Below are 22,987 nucleotides of genomic sequence, written 5' to 3' on the forward strand. Positions count from 1 at the left end.
GCAGTACGCGTTTTAAATGCAAATTCCTTTTGGAAATCTATCTGAAATTGCTTAAATCGCGATCTAAAAAAACAAAAGAGGGAGGAGAACCCGATGAAGAAGAAAATGCTTGTTGCAGCTACAGCCTTTTGTATGGCAATGTCTGCCCCAGTAATATGCTCCGCAGCTGATACAATCAAATTTGGTGTAGCTGGACCCCATAGTGGCGATTTGGCGTCCTACGGATTACCAACAGTTAATGCTGCAAAAATTGTAATTGATAAAGTTAATGCTAATGGTGGTATTAACGGCAAGCAGGTTGAACTGTTAATTGAAGATGATGTCTGTAAGCCCGAAATTTCAACCAATACAGCTACAAAACTTGTATCTGATGGGGTTGATGTAGTTCTTGGCCATATCTGCTCTGGTGCAACAAAAGCTGCAATGCCTATCTATAAAGATGCCGGTGTCCTGGTAATGTCACCTTCTGCGACCAGCGATGTGTTAACTCTCAGTGGAGACTATCCTAACTTCTTCAGAACAATCGCCCCTAACGCTGCTCAGTCACCAGCAATGGTAGATTTTGCAATAGATAAGCTTGGACTTAAGAAAATTGCTATCATTCACGATAAAGGTGATTACGGTAAACCTCTGGCTGAAGGTGCTCAGAAATATGTAGAAACAAGTGGTAAAGGTGAGGTTGTACTTTTTGAAGGTATTACACCTGGCGCCATGGACTACTCTGCAATTGTACAGAAAATCAAGCAGTCTAAAGCAGATGTGGTTGTTTTTGGTGGGTATCATCCAGAAGCGTCAAAAATCGTTTCAGTAATGAAAAAGAAACGTCTCAAAACAAAATTTGTTTCTGATGATGGTGTAAAAGATGACACTTTCATCAAAGTAGCTGGTTCTGCTGCAGAGGGAGTATATGCTGCAGGCCCACAGGACAACTCAGCTAATGTTCTTTCTGCACAAGCAAAAGAAGAGCACAAAGCAGCTTTCTCAAGTGACCCTGGTGCATTCTTTGATGGTGCCTATGCTGCTACACTTGTTATGTTGAACGCAATCGAAAAAGCAGATTCCACTGAACTTGATGCTTTGAAGAAAGTTCTTCAGACTGAAAAAGTTGATACTCCTGTAGGAACTATTAACTTTGATGAAAATGGTGATGCGATCGGAGTTGGCTTCTCAATGTACGTTGTTGAAAATGGTGCATATGTAGTAGTTAAATAATTGCATTTATAACAATCTTTACATATCTGAAGTAAGCACATACGTGTTTACTTCAGATTTTTTTTATGTAGTTATGGAATATTTTATAGAGTTGCTATTTAGTGGTTTAACCAGGGGTTCTATCTATGCGTTAATCGCGTTAGGGTACACCATGGTTTACGGTATTATCGGCCTAATTAATTTCGCTCATGGCGAAATATACATGATAGGAGCCTTTACAGCCTTTATTGTTGCTACCGTCCTTTCGATCTACGGATTTCCTTTATTGGCTATTGTTGTTATAGCCGGTATTGCTGCAGTTGTCTGGTCCAGTTCATACGGATACACAATTGAGAAAATTGCATATAAACCACTGAGACACGCACCACGATTATCGCCTCTTATCAGTGCAATTGGTATGTCTATTTTTCTCCAGAATTACGTGTTACTCGCTCAGACTTCAGATTTCCAGCCTTTCCCTGAATTAATACCTGACTTTATGTTTATGGAGCCGGTTGCTCATATTGTCGGAACCACAGATCTTGTGATTCTTGTTACGACAGTGATAACAATGTTGATTCTTACATTCGTTATTAAATTCAGTAAGATCGGCAAGGCTATGAGGGCAACAGCACAAGACAGGACAATGGCTACCCTGGTCGGTATCAATGTCAACAATGTTATTTCAGCGACATTTATTGTCGGGTCTGCACTTGCTGCAATAGGCGGTCTGCTTATTGCCTCCCATGTTGGCCAGATTAACTTTTATATTGGTTTTATTGCGGGAATCAAGGCGTTTACAGCAGCGGTTCTTGGTGGAATTGGTTCTATTCCGGGGGCGGTTCTTGGTAGTCTCATTCTTGGGCTTACAGAAAGTTTTGCCACCGGCTATGTCTCCAGTGACTATGAGGATGTCTTTGCCTTTTCTCTGCTTGTCCTCATTCTTATTTTTAAACCATCAGGCCTTCTCGGCAAGTCAACCAGCCAGAAAGTGTAAGAGTTTTCAGCTATGTTTCAAATAAAAGAATTGAAGAAAGGGTTTCTAACTTCTCTCTGGTTCGTTTTTTTAACTTTTCCAATGATAGTTATTAAAGCTGACCCGATAGAACGGACAATTGAATGGAGATGGCACAATGCGCTGTATATGGCGATAGGTGTCTTTTCCATTTATCTCATTGTAAAATTTATACAACAGAAAAAAGATAATAGAACCGAAAGCTCAAGTAATGATGGTAAGGGTTCCTTTATTCACAAAATATTGCAAAACCCTAAACAGCGTGCTGGTCTTGTTTCTGGATTAGCAATTGTAGCAATTGTTTTTCCGTACATTTTTTCGACATATCAAACCAATGTAATGACAACTGCTTTAATGTATGTTGTCCTCGGACTGGGTTTGAATATCGTTGTTGGACTTGCAGGTCTGCTCGATTTAGGTTTTGTCGCATTTTATGCTGTCGGTGCCTATTCATATGCATTATTAAATTATCACTTCGGTTTAACTTTCTGGCAAGTTCTTCCACTTGGCGGAATATTTGCAGCAATATTTGGAATTCTTCTCGGCTTTCCTGTGCTTAGGCTTCGTGGCGATTATCTGGCCATTGTTACTCTTGGATTTGGTGAGATCATTCGGTTAGTGCTTGAGAACTGGGGCGATTTTTCACAAGGTCCAAGTGGTATCTCCAATATAGCCCGCCCCGGATTTTTTGGCGTAGAGTTGAGTCTCGAGTCATCGATAATATATACGTATTATTTGATGATTCTCTTTGTGATTGTAACAATATTTGTTGTTAATCGACTACAGGACTCAAGGATGGGACGTGCATGGATTGCATTAAGAGAAGATGAAATTGCATGCCAGGCTATGGGCATAGACAAGCGGAAAACCAAGCTTGTCGCATTTTCACTTGGTGCATTCTGGGCTGGAATTGTAGGAGTTATGTTTGCAGCGAAAACCACATTCATCAACCCTGCGAGTTTTACATTTCTCGAATCCGCTATCATTCTGTCAATTGTTGTTTTGGGTGGTATGGGCTCAATTGTTGGTGTAATTCTGGGTGCTTTTATTCTTATCCTTATGCCTGAGTACCTGCGGGCGTTATCAGAATACAGAATGTTGGCCTTTGGTGCAATTTTAGTGTGTATGATGGTTTTCAGACCTCAGGGACTGATTTCAAATATCCGTCGCACATACAGATTTGAGAAAAAATAATTACAGATTTAATCCAGGATTATGAAACAACCTATTCTTAATGTCTGTGGTTTGACGATGGATTTTGGCGGAATTCGAGCGCTGAATTCCCTTGACCTTAAAGTCAGTAGCGGAGAAATTGTTGCGCTGATAGGTCCAAATGGAGCTGGAAAAACCACCTTCTTCAACTGTGTTACTGGAATTTACACCCCAACTGCCGGTGATGTTTTATTGACACCTTCCGGGCAAAGTAAGGAAATCTCTATAAAGGGTATTAAACCCAATAAGGTCACCGAAAAGGGCTTGGCCAGAACTTTTCAGAACATCAGACTTTTTTCAAAAATGACTGTTTTGGAAAATGTTATGATCGGCAGACATTGCCGGACTAAAAGTTTTATTTTCGGTGCAATTCTCAGGACAAGTTCAACTCGTCGCGAAGAGCAGGAAATCATGCAGATGAGCTACAGCCTGCTCGAAAAAGTCGGCCTTGCTGATGTTGCAAATGAATTTGCAGAAAACCTCTCCTATGGTGCGCAGAGACGTTTAGAGATTGCGCGTGCTCTTGCAACAGAGCCGATGCTACTGCTTCTTGATGAACCTGCTGCTGGAATGAATCCGCAGGAAACTCAGGAACTCATAGCTCTGATTAACGAAATCTCTGATGACGGTCAGGCAATACTTTTGATTGAACATGACATGAAGCTTGTAATGACCTTGTCGGACAGGATTTGTGTTATGGATTATGGCAAAAAAATAGCTGAAGGAAGCCCTGAAGAAATCCGTAACAACCCTGAAGTTATCAAGGCATATTTAGGTGAGGATGTAGATGCTTAAATTAGAAAATGTACAGGCGGGTTATGGCAATATCCTGGCACTGAAGGATGTAAGTCTTGAAATTAACCAGGGAGAGATCATCACTCTGATTGGGGCTAACGGGGCTGGAAAGAGTACAACCCTGATGGCTATCTCAGGAGTTGTCCCTTGCAGATCTGGAAGAATTTTGTTTAATGGAGAGGAAATTCAGTCCAGCAGTTCTGATAATATAGTAAAGATGGGTCTATGTCAGGTGCCAGAGGGCAGACATATATTTCCTCAACTCACTGTTCAGGAGAACCTCGACATGGGGGCTTTTCTGAGAAATGACAAAGCTGGGATCAAAAAAGATCTGGAATATGTATTCGACCTTTTTCCTATTCTTGCAGAAAGAAAAACTCAGGATGGAGGTACGTTGAGCGGTGGTGAGCAGCAAATGCTTGCCATGTCCAGAGCGTTAATGGCCCGACCTCAGCTGCTTTTACTTGACGAACCGTCAATGGGACTGGCACCACTCGTAATTAAACAGATTTTTGAGATCATCAAGCAGATTAACAAGGAAAATAATACAACAATTTTTCTGGTTGAACAGAATGCCAATCAGGCACTGCATATTGCAGACAGGGGTTATGTTATTGAAAACGGCGGCATCACATTAAGTGGTCCTGCTGAAGACCTTCTGTCCAATCAGGATGTGCAGAAAGCCTACCTTGGTATCTGATAAGAACGATTTCAGGTGACTAAATGAGAGTACACCTGCAAAAAGGAGCACACCCCAGAATGGGAACAATAAAAGTTGGCGTAATTGGTGTTGGGTATCTTGGTAGGTTTCATGCTCAAAAATATGCAGCACTTGAGGGAGTAGAGCTGGTAGGAGTCTCTGACCTTGATGAAGAACAGATTAATCGTGTCGCATCCGAGTGTTCATGTAAGGCATATACAAATTATAAAGATCTTCTACCTCTTGTTGATGCTGTTTCCATCGCAGTACCAACGAGCCTTCACCATGCAGTCGCAAGCGATTGTTTAGAGCTGGGGATCGACGTTCTACTCGAGAAACCAATTACAGTGACTCTTGAGGAAGCCGATGACCTTATTGCCAAGGCTGAGAAGAAATCATTAATTTTTCAGGTTGGACATCTCGAACGTTTCAACCCGGCAGTACAAGCGATGGAGCCGTTCTTGACTCATCCGCTTTTTATAGAGAGCAATCGCATTTCTGTGTTCAAAAACAGAGGTGTTGATGTTGATGTTGTGTTGGATCTTATGATCCATGACATTGATATCATTCTTAATATTGTTAAATCTCCAATTAAGCTTATTCACACAGTTGGTGCGCCGGTAGCCACTCCTACCACCGACATCGCAAATGCCCGCATAATATTCGAAAATGGTGCGACAGCTAACGTCACAGTAAGTAGAATATCACGAACAAATATTCGTAAAATGCGAATATTTCAACCCGGCTCGTATATTAATGTGGATTTCGCCAATAAAAAGGTGATGACCATCCAGTTAAAAAAGGAGTTGATGGATTCCGGGATGCCTAAGCAGGATGTTAAGGTCAATGCATTCTCTGATGGCGATGCATTGAGGAGCGAGATTGAGCACTTTGTTGAGAATGTTCGCAATCGCACCAAACCATCTGTTTCAGGTCACGAAGGAAGACGTGCTCTTGCAGTTGCGCTCGAGGTAATGAGCCAGATTAAAGAACATCAGAATCTTGAAGTTTTTAAAGACTATTTCAATAATTAATCTCTGTGAAATCTGTAATGATAGTCACCGGAGAGGCCTCCGGCGATCTGCATGGGGCTAATCTTGTTAAAGCCATGCAGCACAAATGCAATAATCTCACTTTCACCGGAATGGGTGGGAGTGAGATGGATAAGGCCGGGGTCGATCTGCTTTTTGACGCTGACAAAGTATCTGTCGTTGGCATTGTTGAGGTTTTTTCACGACTTCCTGATATTCTTCGTGGCCAGAAGATCCTCAGAAAACATATGGAGGTTTCTCCTCCTGATCTACTTATCATCATTGATCTTCCGGATTTCAATCTCCTTATTGCCAGAAAAGCCAAAAAACTTGGTATTCCTGTTTTTTATTATATTTCCCCACAGGTCTGGGCCTGGAGAACAGGCAGGGTCAAAACTATTGCCAAATATGTGGACACAGTCGGGGTCATACTTCCATTTGAAGAGAACTTTTTTCGAAAGCATGGGGTAATCGCAAACTATGTCGGCCACCCTCTACTCGATTCAGTCACAGTAGCAGAAGATAAACAGACCTTTTACCAACGACATAATATAAATCCTCAGTCTCGATGTGTCGGACTTTTGCCAGGTAGCCGATCGCGCGAGGTCTCGACTCTTTTGCCAATATTCCTTGCAGCTGCAGAAAAACTTCAAAATAGATCCTCTGAAAAGATCACATTTTTAATCCCCCTGGCTTCAACTATTTCAGAAAAACAGCTTTTTGATAGCGGAGTTGCAAACTATACAAAAGATCTGGATATCCGGATTATTCATGATGACAGGTATAATCTGATGGCCGCATGTGAAGCAGTTGTGGCCGCATCGGGCACTGTAACTCTTGAGTTGGCCTTACTCGACGTGCCAATGGTTGTAACGTATAAGTTTACACCACTCACCTATCACATTGGTAAGATGCTTATTAAGATGGAGCATTTTTCGCTTGTAAATCTTATTGCAGAAAAAGAGATTGTCCCAGAGCTTTTGCAGGACGAAGTGCAACCTGACATTATTGCTGATTGGCTTTTTACCCTCACTTCAGAAAACACGAAAAGAGTCGAAATGAAAGAAGGACTTGCTCATGTGAGATCTCGAATGGGTGAGAAAGGAGCTTCCGAAAAAGCTGCTGACCTGGCATTAAAGATGCTTGGAGAATGCTAACATGATTGATCAGGAAGATGATGATGCCGTGCATATTCCAATTGATGGGGTCCTTGATTTACATCACTTCTCTCCTAAAGATCTAAAAACACTCATTCCTGACTATATTTCAGAATGCCGATCTCTCAACATACTGGAAATACGACTCATACATGGGAAAGGTATCGGAAATATCAGAAGGGCGGTTCATTCTTTACTTGATCGTAATAAAGCTGTGATCAGTTATAGTCTTGCTGGCAATGATGCGGGGGGATGGGGGGCGACGATAGTGCATTTGCTTCCCGGTGATCAAGCTTGAAAGAGAACTGTTATGAGTATCGTTTTTCAGGCAACCTGAAAACGTGCTTACTTTTGCTGAAAGGACAATAAAAGGACAGCATATATGCTTCCAGATGCAAATCCTCTCCTTGAGGATTTCCATATTTTCGATCACCAACAAGCGGGTGGCCGATAGATGATAAATGCCTGCGAATTTGATGATATCTACCTGTCAGTAAGTTTATATCAAGTATGGTCTGGCATTTTTCAGTGTCATGTCGAAGCACTGAAATTTCAGTAATTGCATTTTTATTATCAAGTGAAGTGTCTATTCTGAATGTTTCTCCTTCCTGTGCAACCAGACCAAGCGCTACTGCGCAATACCTTTTCTCAATTTTACCCCGCTTAAAAAGATCCGATATTGCTGCGGCTGCAACAGTATTATGAGCTAAAAGAACTATACCGCAAGCATCTCTATCCAGTCGGTGAACTAGGTGAATAGATTTGACCTCACCTGATAGAGTTTTTTCAGCAATTCGGAGCAGTGAACAATGATCCCCATACTGGGTTCCCTGGCTCAATAAACCTGACGGCTTATTCCATACAGAGTATTCCGTTCCCTTATAGAGGCATAGCGGGGTTGGTGGGATTTGTTTGAGTATCGATTCGTTATAGTAAATTGAAATACGATCTTTGGAACGAACTGAAAATTTTGCTCTTCGAATTCTCTGTTCTTTTTTTCCAGGCCGATTAAGAAAGACTGCTCCTTTAATGAGGCAGTCTTTTATACCAGATTTTGATAATCCAGTTGATTCTGCAAGCAGATCCACTAAAAGAGCAGGAGCCTTGACTTTGACATGCTTTACTAAATTCAAAATAACCGGATTAAAAAATAAAATTTAACGTCTAAATATGGAATCGGGTAATTAAAGCCTTCCATCAGTTTCATTTGCAGGATACATGCTTTTCACATCATAAATGACCGATCGTTGCTTGCATAACCTTCTTAAATCCGTGACGGTCATTGCCTTATATTGTTTATGTGCAACTGTCACTATTAATGCGTCATAGGTCTCTGGTTCGAGTGTTTTAACAAGATCAAGTTTGTATTCTGCTTTCGCTTCTTCATGATCAACCCAGGGGTCGTGAACATCTACTTCTACACCAAATTCCTTGAGTTCAGCAATGATATCAACAACGCGAGTATTTCTCAGATCCGGGCAGTCCTCTTTGAAGGTGAGTCCCATAACCAATACTTTACATATCGTCGTATCAATTTTCTTTTGTAAAAGTAATTTAATGACGCTAGCAGCTATATGATGCCCCATCTGATCATTTGTTCTTCTTCCAGCAAGAATCATGCTAGGATGGTATCCCACTTCCTGTGCTTTGTGGGTGAGATAGTAGGGATCAACCCCAATACAATGTCCTCCGACGAGGCCTGGCCGAAACGGCAGAAAGTTCCATTTTGTACCAGCTGCTTCAAGTACTTCCAATGTGTTGATGTTAAGTTTGTCAAATATCAGTGACAACTCATTAACAAGAGCAATGTTTACATCTCGCTGAGTGTTCTCAATTACTTTTGCAGCCTCAGCAACTTTTATTGAGCTTGCTTTAAACGTACCGGCAGTAATTATTTCACTATAAAGAGAATCTACAAAATCAGCTATTTCCGGGGTTGAACCTGAAGTGACCTTGACGATCGAAGGCAACCGATGTTGTTTATCACCAGGGTTAATTCTTTCAGGAGAATAGCCGCAGAAAAAGTCTGCATTAAATTTAAGACCGGATATTTCTTCAAGTATAGGTACGCACACCTCTTCGGTTGCGCCGGGGAACACAGTTGATTCATATATTACGATATCGCCGGGCGACAGGCATGCGCCTACTGTACGTGATGCCCCGATAAGTGGAGCGAAATCAGGCCTCTTCGCTGCATCAATGGGTGTGGGTACGGCTACAATATATATATTGCAATCTCTAATATCATCCAGGGAAGCTGTATATTTTAATTGAGATGCCTCCGCCATTTCTTCGTCGGAAACTTCAAGAGTTGCGTCAGTTCCAGAGATTAACTCAGCTATACGGTGTGTATTGAGGTCAAATCCAGTTGTAGGGAACTTCTTCCCAAATTCAACAGCTAAAGGCAAACCGACATACCCCAAACCAATAATACAGAGTTTTGAATCCTGTAAAGATTTCATTATACTGATCCTGAAATTATGAGAAATGAATGAATTACGAGATGGCAACTATTTTAAGTCAATTAACAATCTGGAATTAATGCATTATACGCTTAATAAAGTCAAATTCTATTTTAAGAGCCTCCGGCACATGAAAAATGCTTCCAGAAAAACTGGTTGGGACATTTTCCTCAAAAACAGGGCAATGTCTCAAATTCAGCTTTCCCGGATCTGTTAATCGGCAGCATTAATCAGTTATGGATGCAACTATTTGTTACCATAATAAATAAGGCCCTGATTATCGGTTTCAGAAACTGAAACACTGTATAGCGAGTAGCGATCGTGCTTGAGTTTTTTAACGAGATTGTCATAAATATACATTGCGATATGTTCTGAAGATGGGTTAAGCACAAGGAAAGCCTCATGCTTGTTGAGGTCGCAATGATCAATGGTATCAATTACTTCTTTAACATGACGTTTCAGGATAGTAAAATCTATTCCCATTCCAAGATGATCAAGTTCAGTGGCACGTACAGTTACCTCTATTTTCCAGTTATGACCATGTGGGTGTTCGCAATCACCGGGGTAGTCTCTTAGGTGATGTGCACCTGCAAAATGTGTTTTTATGAAGATATCAAACATGGTGATCTCCGGTGAAGATGAATTGTAATCTGTAAAATTTCACAGTGTATGTCATATAAAATCTGATTTGCATTGGAATCACATTATATAATAATGATTTCGGCCATATTCCAGAAAAAAAAGAAAATTCAGTGAATATGATTGTATAGCAACGTATTGCAAAGCTGCGATTATCACTAGAATCTTTTTTTTGATAGCTTATCTTGCTGTAATCACAGCGATGTAGCTGTTTTGTCAGAAATACTCTTTAAAAATGGAGTGTATGCATCTCCCTGCACCTTAAAAAAATCAGGATAGGTTGCAGTGGGAGGGGGGAGGCAGCACGTCTAGTAATATGTGTTAATTTTCAGACCAGTCAAAATTTGCATTCAATGTATTTTCTCGAACATTTTTATCATAAATATTCATAGAACATTAGCTTTCACTAAAACATGTACCGGAATTCATATCATGACGTTGAATACAACAAAAGAAATATGCCAGGAATATACAGATGATACAGTATTTGATGGATCTTTAAAGTGCCGTCAGCATAAAAAAGGGTATAGGTTTTCGATAGATGCAGTCCTTGCAGCGCATTTTCATACTCCTGCAAAAGGCGAAAAAATTCTTGATCTTGGATGTGGTTGCGGAATTATAGGTTTGGTGATGATGTACCGCTGGTCAGAGTTGATCAGTTCTCTTCATTCCCTGGAAATTCAACCCTCCCTGAAAAGTCTTGCCGACTATAATTACTCAGCTAACGGATTTGATGATACGTGTACCTCTCATCTTGGGGATGTAAAACATATCCTCAATTATTTTAGAGCAGAATCATTTAGTCATGTAGTCTGTAACCCTCCTTTTTATCATGTTGAGAGTGGACGTCAAAGTTTGGACAATGAATCGAGAATAGCCAGACATCAAATTGCTGGTTCTCTGGATGAATTCATTCGTGCAGCATCGACTGCAGTCCAAAATCGTGGGTCAGTAGTTTTTATTTACCCTGCAGAAATGTTTACTGAACTGACAGGAGCGCTCGCCGAAGCACGGTTAACACTTAAAAGCATACAGTTTATTTACAGCTATCCAGACTCGACTAAAGATGCAAAGCTTGTGCTCGTTAAATGTATCAAGAATGGCGGAAGAGGCGTGAAGATACACCAACCTTTCTATGTCTATTCTGAAAAAAATGGAAGCTACAGTTCAGAAATGCAACGATTGTACATGGCCCACTCCAATTTCAGCTTTAGGTAGCTTTCAACTTCTTCATCTCTCTGATTTTATATATATTCTCAATTATGCTCGCAAAAATAATTAGTTGTACACCTTTAGGTGTGAGTGGTCTCATTATTGATGTTGAAGTTGATGTGTCTCTTGGGTTACCGGTTTTTGCCACTGTTGGACTGCCTGACAGTGCGGTTAGAGAGAATAAAGATCGGGTTAAGGCTGCGATTAAAAATTGCGGATATGATTTTCCCAATAAACGGATAACAGTGAACCTTGCACCGGCTGATGTGAAAAAAGAGGGTGCAGGGTTTGATCTGCCAACAGCAATAGGGATCCTCGCTGCGTCTGATTATTTCCCTGATTACAACTTCGAAAAAACGTGTATTACTGGTGAATTGTCTCTTGATGGCAGTGTACGAAAGGTCAAAGGTTTGTTACCCATGCTCATCGCGGCACGTGATGCGGGGATCAAACGATTCATAATTCCAGAAGGTAATATCACTGAAGCTGCAATAGTAGCAGATGATATAGACATATTGGCGGTGAAAACCCTGCCGGATACTGTGGAATATCTTCTTGGAAATGCCCAAATATCGCGTCTTTCTCTAGTTTCAATTAAAAGCGATGAGGACAATTCTCGCCATCATGTTGATTTTTCAGAGGTCAAAGGTCAATTGCACGTAAAACGGGCTTTGGAAATAGCTGCAGCCGGAAGTCATAATCTATTACTACAAGGACCACCTGGCTCCGGCAAAACTATGCTTGCGCGTAGAGTTCCTACAATACTACCTGAAATGACGTACGATGAGATTATTGAAACAACAAAGATTTATAGTGTGAGTTCATCTGATGATGCTGCAAATGCTGTGAAAATGAACAGGCCATTCAGAGCACCTCATCATACTATTTCTGACGCCGGCTTAATCGGAGGAGGTAATCAGCCAAAACCAGGAGAAGTATCACTTGCACATAATGGTGTATTGTTTCTCGATGAGTTGCCCGAATTTAAAAAGCATGTTCTTGAGGTTTTACGGCAACCTCTTGAGGATGGGAATGTGACCATAGCCCGCGCCAGCATGACCCTCACGTTTCCATCAAACTTTGTTCTTATTGTTGCTATGAATCCATGTCCCTGTGGTTTCCTTGGAGATCGACGAAATAATTGCACGTGTACATCAACTCAAATTCAGCGATATCAAAGTAAGGTTTCCGGACCACTACTTGACAGGATAGACCTACACCTCACTGTATCAGCTTTACAATATGATGAAATGAGTGGTAAGGAGAAGGGAGAAAGCTCAGCAAAAATACGGAAAAGGGTGAATGAAACCCGTGAAATTCAGGCTAAACGCTTTGCCAATTGTGTTGGAATAAATTGTAATGGCCAGATGAGGACACGGGAAATCGAGCAACATTGTGTACTTGATACGGTCTCTTCAAATCTTCTTCGAAGAGGCGTCGAGAAACTTGGTCTCTCTGCCAGAGGGTATCATCGCATTCTGAAAATAGCCCGCACAATTGCTGATATGGACAGGAGTGATAACATTCAGCCATCCCACATTGCCGAAGCAATTCAATTTCGGCGAAATTCTCTGTAAACAGGATCCGAAATCCAATGCGTATAGTTTCAGCCCTGCTGTTCATAACCCTTTTTATACTTGGTATTACACTTCTCGAAAGGCAAACGGTTGATAAACGTGGGCCTGCATCGTTCCTCCCAGCCGACACTGTTATGTATTTGGAACAGCAGGATGGTGCTAAAGCGATAGCAAATTTTAAAAAATCCAGAATAGGTGGAGCTCTTGCCTCAATAGATTTACGGCAGGTGCTGACTGATGCTGAAGTAAATCGCGGTACTATGATGATGGTGGAAGGAGCAGCAGCATACATTAATCAGCTACAGAGTAATAAGCTTATTAGTGAGGTCTTAGGGAAGAAGTGTGTTGTTGCGCTATTTCCAGAACGATCCTGGTCCAATACTGCCCAGAGCCTGGAAGAATTTTTTGAATTACATCTTGTATTAATCAGTAAGCCGAGAATTCGAATAGATTTCCTTGAAGGCCTCATTTCCCAATATTCAGATCAAATACAGATCGAGGATGTTCCTTATGGGAACTATTTAATAAAACGATTTTATCTTGAACGCGGTGTCCTGTCAGTTGTTTTTGTTGAAGGTTATATGATAGCAAGCTTTGAAGAACGAACTGTACGTGAGGCTTTGCAGTTTATTGATAATAAAGAATCATCTCTTGCTGCTGATAAAGACTTTAAAGAATTTTCTGCTGAGTTAAAAGGGGCCGAGCGGGTTGTTTACTTTGCCATAGATGGTTTACAATCATTGGCTGAATACGGAGCTCGTCGATCAACTGATCTCAAAGAAAAAGCAATTCTTGAAGAGATGTCTTCTCTAAAAGGGCTCACATCAATTGCATATGGTTCCTGGAGGGGCGGGGCTACAATCAATAACACGTTCCATGTGACTTTTGACAAAGAAGCTATGGATCCTCTGGTTCGTGAAATGATCTCAACCAAATCATCTATAAACGCTACTCTTCCTTTTGTTGCCAAGGATGTACTTTTTTATTATTGGTCCAATACGCTAAATATTCGATTGCTATGGGAAATGTATGTTGCTGAAGCGGGTAGTAATGACACTGAGGTCAATAATATTAAACAAATTGTTAATGATTTTTCCGGATATGAAATTGAAACGTTGATTGGTATGCTGAGTAGTAGCGTTGGTGTATTATTGAAGCAGAGTGAGCGAAAACAATTTGTACCAATCCCTGATCTTGCCCTAATGATCAAACTGAATGATACTGAAAAAGTAGGTGAGGTTCTTAAAAGAAGTTTAGGCGAATTAGATATCAATATTCAAAGCAGAAAGTATAAGGATATCGAATATTTTTACTGGGGCCTATATGATCAGGAAAGCTTGCAACCTGTATACGCAATACATAGGGAGTATCTGATATTCGCCAACACGCTGGATATGCTGAGAACAATAATTGATACGCCAGTTAATGGTTCCAGGCTTATTTCTTCCAGCGGTTTTGTTAAAATTGATCCTGGCTTTCAAAAGTTTAACAATTCAGTCTGTTATATTGATCAAGCCTCATTGTTGAATCATTTGACAGATTTGTTCAGCTGGAGTTCTACTCTACTTGCCATTCAGGATAGAGATGCTGCTGAAAGGTCAAAAAAACTGGTGAAGAATCTTATTAAACCCCTGTTTTACGGGATGGCAATGTATAAGAAGGTTGCAACACGGACCGTTATTGATAATGATCGTATAATAATTGAAACAAAAACAGAAATTTCTCATTAATCATGAGGATTGTATAGAAGGGTGTGACAGGAGCATGGAAAAACTTGTATCAGAACTAAAAAAAATTGTTACTTTTAAGGACACAACGGTTGAGGGAGATATAATACTCATCGCTGCCAAAGAACCGCAAATGTTGCTTTATGCAAAAGTGACCGGTGTTGAGAGAGACTTTTCCCGAAAAGATGAATGGTGGCATGTACATTTCACTGTTCTATCAATCCCCTTACAGGAAATGGTCTGGACTCTGCGGACTGCTCAGATGACCGGTATGGAGGTCTTTACGATGGGCGGGGAGGAGCGGTTTATAAAAGCGATTGATTTCTCCAGCAGTTCAGAGGTACATACTGATCCAAAAGAAAAGTGCCAAGTAACTAAACCTGCCGGCAAAATCAAACCGTTCAAGCGAGTTAAATAACGTGGTACGGCTTCGACTTATCGTCAACAAATGCAACTATCGTAGAACTAATGCAAGAACGTAACATAATACATTTCATCTCTTCCCTGGCTACAAGAGAAAATGAATATTTGCGAAAGGGGATTGGTGATGACTGTGCAATAGTTCGCCAAAGAGCCGGGATGGATCAGCTGTTTACAGCTGACATGCTTGTGGAAAATGTCCATTTTGATACATCCTGGCATGACCCTTATCTTCTTGGAAGAAAAACCTTTGCAGTAAATATCAGTGATGTTGCTGCAATGGGTGGAATGCCAAGATTCGCATTATTGTCTATTGGGTTATCCGCCAAATACGACAAGCAATGGATTGACCGGTTTATGGAGGGGGTTCTTTCAATCCTTGATGAATATCACTGTATCCTCATCGGTGGTGATACTGTGTCAGCTGAGCAGCTCACCTTTTCTGTAACGATGATTGGTGATGTGACCGAAAATATGGCTGTCAGCAGAAGTGGAGCCAATCCTGGTGACTCTATCTATGTCTCAGGGGTGCTTGGCTCAGCTGCAGCAGGTTTGCACATATGCCAAACAGAAAACTATTCCATTGAGGATACCTTAAGAACACGATGGCCCGCTCTGCTTAAGCGTCACCTCGACCCGAGTCCCAGGGTTGTGCTGGGTGATCTGCTTAGAAAAAGTGGATATTTGTCTGCCATGCAGGATATCTCGGATGGTATTGCTACTGATCTCAGCCATATCTGTACTGCTAGCAGCGTGCGTGCAGTTATTGATGAAACGGCTTTGCCTGCTGATAATGAGTTATCAGCATTCTGTAGTGTGGAAAAGCAGTCGCAGGTTGCTTTTCAGATACGCGGTGGTGAAGATTATGAATTGTTATTTGTTGTGCGCAATTCTTGTGAGGACAAGCTCGAAGAGTTTGTAGCAGGAAATTCTGATGTCCCAATCCATAAAATTGGAGAAATATTCGACGGGGAGGGTGTCTCGATGCTAACTTCTTCAGGTAAAGAGATTAACATCGAGTATCAGGGGTACGAACATTCAGCTTAATCTGTCACTCTTCAGAAGGGAGAAGGAAAGAGAGATTGACTCTTTCCAGGTTTGTTTTTAGCTGTCTGTAACTAATGTTAGGTGATTTATCCAACATAATCTTTGAAGCTCTTACCTGATCAGTATCTTTATATTTGTCTGACAGATACACAATTTCACTAATTCCAGCCTGAATAATAACTTTTGTGCACTCATTGCATGGGAATAGCCCCACATAAATACGGCAATTTCTCAAGTCGGTAGAGATTGCATTCAATACGGCATTTAATTCGGCATGACACACATAAGGGTACTTGGTGTTTAAATACGTACCTTCTCTTTCCCACGGGAGCTCATCGTCAGAGCATCCCCACGGGAATCCGTTATATCCAACTCCGACAATTTTATTGTGTTCATTTGCTACACAGGCACCCACTTGAGTGGATGGATCTTTACTTCGTTGGGCCGAGAGTAGGGCTACAGCCATAAAATATTCATCCCAACGAAGATAATCAGTACGTTTCATAATATTACGTTACGCTGTTGGTTTATTATGCTTTTCTGCGACGATATTGCCATTTGGTTATTCCGCAGGTTTTATCGAGAAAGCTTTTGATAGTTGAATAATACAGATCCCCACCAGTCTCAATCATCGTGTTATGTTCGGCACCGGGTATAATAAGAAATTGCTTTGCTCTGGCACCGCTGCATGCTTGAAGCTTCTCAGCAAGATGAGCAGGAATTGTTTTGTCCAGCGATCCGTGAAGGATGAGGGTCGGAATGGTGATCTCGGCAATTTTTTCCGAATTATTAAAGCAGTCTTCTTCCTGTAAGTCAGCTTCTTCGGCGTTAATTCCCATGGTTTCGATAAGCGGCAGAGTGTCAGCAAATCCACTTTCTATTATTATCCCCTTAATGATCTCCTGATGTCTGCTGGTCAGATCAATAGCACTTGCGGAACCAAGAGATCTTCCCATAGCAAAAACAGACCCTGAAAAACCCTTTTCTTCAAGCCAGGCAAGTGCTTTCTGCAGAATAATGTCTGTATCGGATAGCATTGTCGAGACTGTTGGCGATCCTGTACTCCAGCCATAACCACGATATGTGGTCATCAATACATTAATACCGAATTGAGTATATTTGGAAGCTACATAATCATAGTCCGCCACAGTCTCACCATTACCATGAAAGTAGATTATGGTTGGTGCTTCTGTATTTGCAGCATGAAATCGACATCCAAGTACAATATTTTCTTCAACAGTGCAGTCAAAGTCGCAACTGTTTTCAGCCAGAGGCGTTCGTTCTTCTTTACGAGGGTTAAAGATATGTGTGAGTACTTCAGCACGGTCAAGTTTACTGTAATCTGACATAATTTCCATCTATTGAATGTGTTTTAACCAGAGTTGATACGGTGAGTGTAGGCTGACACTGTACCGTATAAAGATAAAAAAATCCATATACCATCATTGGGCAAAGAGAGTTCCTTAAGCATGTAAAACTTTAATGATGAGGTGAGCTTTAAAGCTACGAATCCTTGGTGGCCGCTGCACGTTGGTAAATGTATAAATATATATGCTCATTTGACTATTATTCTATGAATAGAGATAATTCAGAAGATGATTGTTAGAGGTATCAATACATAAAAAACATAGTCTTGAGATTCATAATGACAGAAAAAGTGATTTTTGTGGACGATGAGGACCACATATTGCAATCAATGAAACGTCAGCTTCGCAAAAGATTTGAGGTGTTTACAGCCTTAGGTGGACGGGAAGCTCTGGAAATAATGAAGGAGAATGGACCATTTGCAGTGATAGTTTCTGATATGAGAATGCCTGCAATGGATGGAATACAGCTTCTATCCGAGGTAAAGACTTTATACCCGGATACTGTCCGGATGATGCTAACAGGAAATGCGGATCAGGAGACAGCGATAGAAGCAGTGAATAAAGGTCAGATTTTCAGATTTCTCAATAAGCCCTGTCCTACTTCTACACTTGTCACTTCCATTGCTTTGGCGCAAAGGCAGTATAGACTAATTAACGCTGAAAGAGAGGTCCTGGATAAAACGCTAAAAGGCAGTATTAAAGTTCTTTCAGAATTATTGAGCCTTGCAAATCCCGTAGCTTTCAGTAGTGGATATCGCATAAAAGGGTTGGTGAGTGAACTCGCTAAAATATTAGAATTTCGGGAACCTTGGCAGTTAGAAATTGCCGCCCTTATGTCACAAATTGGCTGTATAACGTTGCCAGCTGAAATTTTGAACAAGCTGTATGTAGGGCAGCCTCTGGATGATGAAGAAAAGGAGATGTACAGAAGTCACCCCAAGATTGGGGCAGACTTATTGCGCCATATCCCGCGACTTAAGACAGTCAGTGGCATAATTGCTTTGCAACTTATGACAATGGATGAACTGAATCAAAAGTGCGAAACTGACGAAGATATCACCGAAGAGATGGCTATTGGTGCCCAGGTGTTGAAAATATCTATAGACTACGACATGTTAATTTACGGAGGAGCGACTCATAAGGAAGCTGTAAAGTCGTTGAAAGGTAGGAAAATCTATAACCCTGATATTCTTGAACACATGGCCGGAATTAAGCTGGTAAGTGAACAAAGGAAAATTGTCAGCGTGGACGTGAAAGACATCGCCATAGGTATGGTTGCTGAGCAAAACATCATTGCTAAAAATGGAGCACTCATCACGCCTAAGGGGCAGGAGGTTACCTGGCCGGTATTACAGGGTTTGAAAAACTTTGCTAAGCAGGTGGGTGTACAGGAGCCAATCAGGGTAAGGCTTTCAGCCTGATTACTATATGGCAGATAGATAATGTTTGGTGGGAAATGTTTGCTTCTTGAAAATAGTATATAGAAGGGTCGTGCTTCATCTGAATTACGTTGTAATCTTATTAAACCCAAACAATGCAATATTGATATGACAAAAAAACGAATTCTATTTGTTGACGATGAACCCAATATCTTGGCAGGATTGCGGCGAATGTTGCGATCGATGCGAAAGCAGTGTGAAATGTCATTTGCTGAGAGTGGTAATGAAGCAATTGCGTTGTTTGAAGAGTCTTCATTTGATGTTGTAGTCTCAGATATGCGCATGCCTGGCATGGATGGAGCGCAGTTGCTCACTCAGATTCAGGAAAGATACCCCCGAACCATTCGTATAATGCTTACTGGGCAGGCAGATGATGAGGCTATTTTACGCACGGTAGGTGTTGTGCATCAGTTTCTTGGAAAACCATGTGATCCGGATAGATTGCGAGGCGTACTGACTAAGGCCCTTGCCTTACAGGATCTGCTTGATAATGAAGAGTTAAAGACCCTTGTATCACAAATAGGGTCGCTTCCAAGTATTCCGACCGTGTATTCGAAGCTTCAGAAAGCAATGCGTGACCCTGAAGTATCTATAGATAATGTGGCAGGAATTATTGAGCAGGATATTGCAATGAGTGCCAAGGTACTTCACATTGTGAATTCGGCATTCTTTGGGCTATACACAAAAATAGAATCACCGTCCAGAGCAGTGAAATTGCTTGGCCTGGATACAGTAAAGGCTCTGGTGTTAGGGGTAGAAGTATTTACACTGACAACTATCCCGGAAGATCTGTTTTCAGGTGAACAACTCTGGCATCATTGCATGACCGTTGGAGCTATGGCTAAAACTATAGCATTAAACGAAACTGAAGATCAGGATATCATCAACAATGCATTTCTAGCAGGAATTCTTCACGACATCGGAAAGCTTGTTATTGTCTCAACGCTTCCCGATCAATATAGGGAAGTAAAAAGAATAGCTCAGTCCGAAAACATACCACTCAGAGATGCAGAATTCAGGGTTTTCAAGGGAACACATAGCGCCGTTGGTGCCTACCTGATAGGCCTATGGGGATTCACTAGTCCTGTAATGGAAGCAATAGGTTTTCACCATAGAATCGGAGAGTATCCTGCCGAAGGATTCTCACCAGCCCATGCTGTTCATATTGCCAATGCTATCTATTATCTCAACAGGCCTGAAGAATGTCACGGTGAGACAATCGCTGTCGATAGCTCGGTATTTGTGCATACTGGGAATCAGGATAAGACAGAAGAGTGGATGGCACTATGCTCTGAATATTTCGAATAGCAGGCTTTACGTACATACAAAAAAGAAAAGGTGAATATCCTCTTGAGGATATTCACCTTTTAAATCAGATGGGGTGGGCGATGGGACTCGAACCCACGGCCTCTTGGGCCACAACCAAGTGCTCTAACCAACTGAGCTACGCCCACCATCTGGAGTGTGATCTGCAATGTGTTTCGCTTTATGTGTTGCGAAAGACGCGCTCTTTATACCCACTCAAAATTTCTTTTGCAACATAATTTTACTACACTTCTGCTTTACAGTGCATACATTTCGTAGCTTGAGCCTTAATAATCTCGCAACAATAAGGACATTCTTTCTTAAAACTTTTTTGTAAAAGTTGAGAAATAATTATATTCGTTTCCTGCTCAAAGGAAGAGTCCCTGAATGTATGGTTTCGAATCGGGTCTATACAGGCCAGATCGCCAATTGGCAGCAGCATACTCATTGCACGTTTACGTACATCCCGATCAGCAGCTTCATCACAGAGCAAGTATAAAACCGGCTCAAGGTTTTTTTCTTCAACACAGGTATCCAGAGCCGTGATTGCCTCTTTCTCCTTAAGAAATCTTGCGTTCTGATTCCTTAGAACCTCAGGATCAATTATGCTTCCCTTAAACGCCATCTCATTCCCAACCATCATCACATTGCTTTCAGTGCTGCCTGGGAGTTGCATATACCTGTATGATGACCGATGACCATACTGAACTTCAATCTGCTCCCAACCTCTGACAAATAGTGGACAATCATCATTGAGGCAGATGAAAAGCACATCTGATCCCCAGCCCAGGCCATCACCTACGTGAAACTGTGGTGCTTCGCAGCATGAGAGTTTCGTTTTGCAGTGCGGACAGGTGTGTTCCTCGTCTAAAAAACTGTAATCTCTTGATAACATAAGGTAATGCTCCTATAAAAATATAATACCCTACACGGGGCTATGTTTCCCAGGGTAGGCTGATTTCGAAGTAATCTTTTTAGAGATCTAGTTTGAATCCACCATCGCTCAAGACCTCATCAATAGCTTTTGCCTGTTTCATTCTGCTTTGCAGAAATTGTGGAGACATGAACTTTTTATTTTCTTCCATGAGTTCGGCGATCTCGTGGATGCGTTCATCCTCTGCCATTTCAATTATTTTGAGCAGATTTTCGGCAAAGCTTTTAACAATTTTTCTTCCGTCACCTTTAGTTGCCATAATCTCGGCATAGGTGCGAGGATTCTGGTTGTGCACTCTCGCCATAGAGAGAATGCCATAAATTGAGGTGAGCGTAGAGTGGCTTCCAATATCATCGCATTCTATTTCATGTTCTGCGAGAGTCTTGGCGAGGGCTACTGAAATAGTTGTGGGAAGTTTCTGACCAACACCCATCAGCAGGTCGTGTTTCCTCGGGCTATCATGATAAATATCAGCTCCATGCTTGTACATGAACGCTTCAAACTCACTACAAAAACATCCGCTTCTTGCTGTTCTCACGATAATGGCATTTTTATCTTTCATAGTTACAGCCTGCGGGCCCCACAGGTTGTGAACAAACATGATTTCAACAGAAGGATCAGTGACGTCAAGCGCTGTCTGCAAGGTGTTTTCCGATTCGCCTGCAAGAATTATGAGTGCTTGCCCGGCTCGGAGCATACTGCCATATTGGGCTATTGTATCAGCTGTAACGGATATGGGGACACAAATCGCGACCACATCCACCTTATCTATCATCTCTTCTGGTCGTAATTCGGTGGAACGGCCAGTGATCAGGGTTTCGTACCCTTCATTTTGCAAACGATCAGCAAACCAGACCGACATGTCTCCCGAGCCTATAAAACCAAAAGATTTAATCTTTTTAACCCGCATATCCACTCGGGGATATGACCCGAGTATCTTAATGGAATCCTCTTCCTGAATGATGCTTCGCTCAAGGCGATGAACCGCATCTTTTATTGAAGGGTCTGAAATGTGGCCTTCAAATTCCAGATAAATACGGAGTTTTTGGGTTTTGAGGTCATTCTCAGATTGCAAATCAATAATGTTGATGCCGCGGCGGGTAAATTCCCCGAGTATGTCTGCAAGTATTCCTACCCGGTCCCGCAATGGTTTTGTGATCAGTGTTGTTGCATCGTAAGAAGTGAGAGGGGCAAGTGTATTTCCAATGACCGCAAATCGTGTGCGGTTGTGGGAAACGACTTCTCGTTCAATCAGATCAAATCCAAACGCTTTAACGAGTTCTTCAGATTCAATGATGGCATAATTCGTTCTGTTATTCGTTGCAATATCGTTAAAAGCAGCACCAATATCCTGAACGGCCATCAACGTTGCATGTGGAAAATGATTTTCAATATACTCTTCACATTGTCTGAATACTGTGCCACGACCAACTAATACTTCTATTGGGGTATTTGCACTGTCAGATCCAGCAATACGGGCAAGAGACAGATGTATCGGTAATACAACATTATCTACCCATAGCAGGTCTTCGAGCTGGGAGTCGAGTCTGAAATACTCTTTTACCTCTCCTTCGCGCGTGTTATAGACAGGGATGAGAGCAAAATCTGTTTCATTAGATGATAATGCAGTAATAGCATCAACAATTCTATTAAAAAGAATTACTTCAGCATTCGGGGCGTACTGGAGAGCCGCGTGATATCCATCAGAACCCTGAGGGCCAAGTGTTGCAATACGAACCATTGTATCTTATGCGTAG

Annotated in this window: 22 protein-coding genes and 1 tRNA gene; 15 read left to right on the plus strand and 8 right to left on the minus strand. The window is 41.5% G+C overall.

Annotation, left to right across the window (positions count from 1 at the left end; genetic code table 11):
- Nucleotides 1–93 precede the first annotated feature (93 nt).
- The 8 genes from FCL46_RS10220 (at nucleotide 94) to FCL46_RS10255 (ending at nucleotide 7,399) form a co-directional block, all read left to right on the plus strand.
- Complete coding sequence (locus FCL46_RS10220; RefSeq protein ID WP_136806378.1) at nucleotides 94–1,212, plus strand: branched-chain amino acid ABC transporter substrate-binding protein; 1,119 nt, start codon at nucleotides 94–96, stop codon at nucleotides 1,210–1,212.
- 73 nt (nucleotides 1,213–1,285) lie between these two features.
- A complete protein-coding gene (locus FCL46_RS10225; RefSeq protein WP_136806379.1) occupies nucleotides 1,286–2,188 on the plus strand; it encodes a branched-chain amino acid ABC transporter permease in 903 nt (300 codons plus the stop codon).
- Nucleotides 2,189–2,200: 12 nt separating this feature from the next.
- Nucleotides 2,201–3,400, plus strand: coding sequence for an ABC transporter permease subunit (locus FCL46_RS10230; RefSeq protein ID WP_176371599.1), 1,200 nt, complete (start codon nucleotides 2,201–2,203; stop codon nucleotides 3,398–3,400).
- Nucleotides 3,401–3,421: 21 nt separating this feature from the next.
- Nucleotides 3,422–4,213 (plus strand): ABC transporter ATP-binding protein, encoded by a 792-nt coding sequence (locus tag FCL46_RS10235; RefSeq protein ID WP_136806380.1) that lies wholly within the window; start codon nucleotides 3,422–3,424, stop codon nucleotides 4,211–4,213.
- Nucleotides 4,206–4,913: an ABC transporter ATP-binding protein gene (locus FCL46_RS10240; RefSeq protein ID WP_136806381.1), complete on the plus strand. Its 708-nt coding sequence runs from the start codon at nucleotides 4,206–4,208 to the stop codon at nucleotides 4,911–4,913. The genes FCL46_RS10235 and FCL46_RS10240 overlap by 8 nt, the downstream gene beginning before the upstream one ends.
- Nucleotides 4,914–4,972: 59 nt before the next feature.
- The gene (locus tag FCL46_RS10245) at nucleotides 4,973–5,947 is read left to right on the plus strand and encodes a Gfo/Idh/MocA family protein (RefSeq protein WP_136806382.1); all 975 of its coding nucleotides are present in this window, start codon (nucleotides 4,973–4,975) and stop codon (nucleotides 5,945–5,947) included.
- A 17-nt stretch (nucleotides 5,948–5,964) separates the two neighbouring features.
- On the plus strand, nucleotides 5,965–7,101 hold the full coding sequence (gene lpxB, locus FCL46_RS10250; protein ID WP_136806383.1) for a lipid-A-disaccharide synthase: 1,137 nt from the start codon (nucleotides 5,965–5,967) through the stop codon (nucleotides 7,099–7,101).
- A gap of 1 nt (nucleotide 7,102) precedes the next feature.
- Nucleotides 7,103–7,399 (plus strand): Smr/MutS family protein, encoded by a 297-nt coding sequence (locus tag FCL46_RS10255; RefSeq protein WP_136806384.1) that lies wholly within the window; start codon nucleotides 7,103–7,105, stop codon nucleotides 7,397–7,399.
- Between the two features lie 10 nt (nucleotides 7,400–7,409).
- On the opposite strand, the gene FCL46_RS10260 is transcribed toward FCL46_RS10255, so the two are convergent.
- The 3 genes from FCL46_RS10260 to queD all read right to left on the minus strand — a co-directional run bounded on the left by FCL46_RS10260 (nucleotide 7,410) and on the right by queD (nucleotide 10,184).
- The gene (locus FCL46_RS10260) at nucleotides 7,410–8,234 is read right to left on the minus strand and encodes an RluA family pseudouridine synthase (RefSeq protein ID WP_167505804.1); all 825 of its coding nucleotides are present in this window, start codon (nucleotides 8,232–8,234) and stop codon (nucleotides 7,410–7,412) included.
- A 51-nt stretch (nucleotides 8,235–8,285) separates the two neighbouring features.
- Entirely contained in the window at nucleotides 8,286–9,563 is a 1,278-nt protein-coding gene (gene tviB, locus FCL46_RS10265) for a Vi polysaccharide biosynthesis UDP-N-acetylglucosamine C-6 dehydrogenase TviB (RefSeq protein WP_136806386.1), read from the minus strand.
- 246 nt (nucleotides 9,564–9,809) lie between these two features.
- The gene (queD, locus tag FCL46_RS10270) at nucleotides 9,810–10,184 is read right to left on the minus strand and encodes a 6-carboxytetrahydropterin synthase QueD (protein ID WP_136806387.1); all 375 of its coding nucleotides are present in this window, start codon (nucleotides 10,182–10,184) and stop codon (nucleotides 9,810–9,812) included.
- Between the two features lie 450 nt (nucleotides 10,185–10,634).
- On the opposite strand from queD, the gene FCL46_RS10275 reads away from it, so the two are divergent.
- Genes FCL46_RS10275 through thiL form a run of 5 tightly spaced genes read left to right on the plus strand, consistent with a single transcriptional unit; the run spans nucleotide 10,635 to nucleotide 16,185 of the window.
- Nucleotides 10,635–11,420: a tRNA1(Val) (adenine(37)-N6)-methyltransferase gene (locus FCL46_RS10275; protein ID WP_136806388.1), complete on the plus strand. Its 786-nt coding sequence runs from the start codon at nucleotides 10,635–10,637 to the stop codon at nucleotides 11,418–11,420.
- 44 nt (nucleotides 11,421–11,464) lie between these two features.
- Nucleotides 11,465–12,991: a YifB family Mg chelatase-like AAA ATPase gene (locus FCL46_RS10280; RefSeq protein ID WP_136806389.1), complete on the plus strand. Its 1,527-nt coding sequence runs from the start codon at nucleotides 11,465–11,467 to the stop codon at nucleotides 12,989–12,991.
- A 17-nt stretch (nucleotides 12,992–13,008) separates the two neighbouring features.
- A complete protein-coding gene (locus tag FCL46_RS10285) occupies nucleotides 13,009–14,721 on the plus strand; it encodes a DUF3352 domain-containing protein (protein ID WP_136806390.1) in 1,713 nt (570 codons plus the stop codon).
- Between the two features lie 34 nt (nucleotides 14,722–14,755).
- Complete coding sequence (locus FCL46_RS10290) at nucleotides 14,756–15,136, plus strand: hypothetical protein (protein WP_136806391.1); 381 nt, start codon at nucleotides 14,756–14,758, stop codon at nucleotides 15,134–15,136.
- 50 nt (nucleotides 15,137–15,186) lie between these two features.
- On the plus strand, nucleotides 15,187–16,185 hold the full coding sequence (gene thiL, locus FCL46_RS10295; protein WP_136806392.1) for a thiamine-phosphate kinase: 999 nt from the start codon (nucleotides 15,187–15,189) through the stop codon (nucleotides 16,183–16,185).
- 4 nt (nucleotides 16,186–16,189) lie between these two features.
- On the opposite strand, the gene FCL46_RS10300 is transcribed toward thiL, so the two are convergent.
- Entirely contained in the window at nucleotides 16,190–16,690 is a 501-nt protein-coding gene (locus FCL46_RS10300) for a deoxycytidylate deaminase (RefSeq protein ID WP_136806393.1), read from the minus strand.
- A gap of 25 nt (nucleotides 16,691–16,715) precedes the next feature.
- Nucleotides 16,716–17,534 carry an alpha/beta hydrolase gene (locus FCL46_RS10305; RefSeq protein ID WP_136806394.1) on the minus strand — a complete coding sequence of 273 codons (819 nt, stop codon included), beginning with the start codon at nucleotides 17,532–17,534 and terminating at the stop codon, nucleotides 16,716–16,718.
- 296 nt (nucleotides 17,535–17,830) lie between these two features.
- Between FCL46_RS10305 and FCL46_RS10310 the strand changes: the two genes are divergently transcribed.
- Entirely contained in the window at nucleotides 17,831–18,973 is a 1,143-nt protein-coding gene (locus FCL46_RS10310) for an HD domain-containing phosphohydrolase (RefSeq protein ID WP_136806395.1), read from the plus strand.
- Between the two features lie 126 nt (nucleotides 18,974–19,099).
- Nucleotides 19,100–20,299, plus strand: a complete 1,200-nt coding sequence (locus FCL46_RS10315; protein WP_136806396.1) for a response regulator — start codon at nucleotides 19,100–19,102, stop codon at nucleotides 20,297–20,299.
- Between the two features lie 69 nt (nucleotides 20,300–20,368).
- On the opposite strand, the gene FCL46_RS10320 is transcribed toward FCL46_RS10315, so the two are convergent.
- From FCL46_RS10320 to FCL46_RS10330, 3 genes are all read right to left on the minus strand, one after another.
- Nucleotides 20,369–20,445: transfer RNA gene (locus FCL46_RS10320), tRNA-His, on the minus strand.
- Between the two features lie 95 nt (nucleotides 20,446–20,540).
- Complete coding sequence (locus tag FCL46_RS10325; RefSeq protein WP_136806397.1) at nucleotides 20,541–21,191, minus strand: zinc ribbon domain-containing protein; 651 nt, start codon at nucleotides 21,189–21,191, stop codon at nucleotides 20,541–20,543.
- Between the two features lie 79 nt (nucleotides 21,192–21,270).
- Complete coding sequence (locus FCL46_RS10330; protein WP_136806398.1) at nucleotides 21,271–22,971, minus strand: prephenate dehydratase domain-containing protein; 1,701 nt, start codon at nucleotides 22,969–22,971, stop codon at nucleotides 21,271–21,273.
- Nucleotides 22,972–22,987: the final 16 nt, after the last annotated feature.

It is taken from the genome of Desulfosediminicola flagellatus (assembly GCF_005116655.2).
GTDB classification, from domain to species: Bacteria; Desulfobacterota; Desulfobulbia; order Desulfobulbales; family Desulfocapsaceae; genus Desulfopila; species Desulfopila flagellata.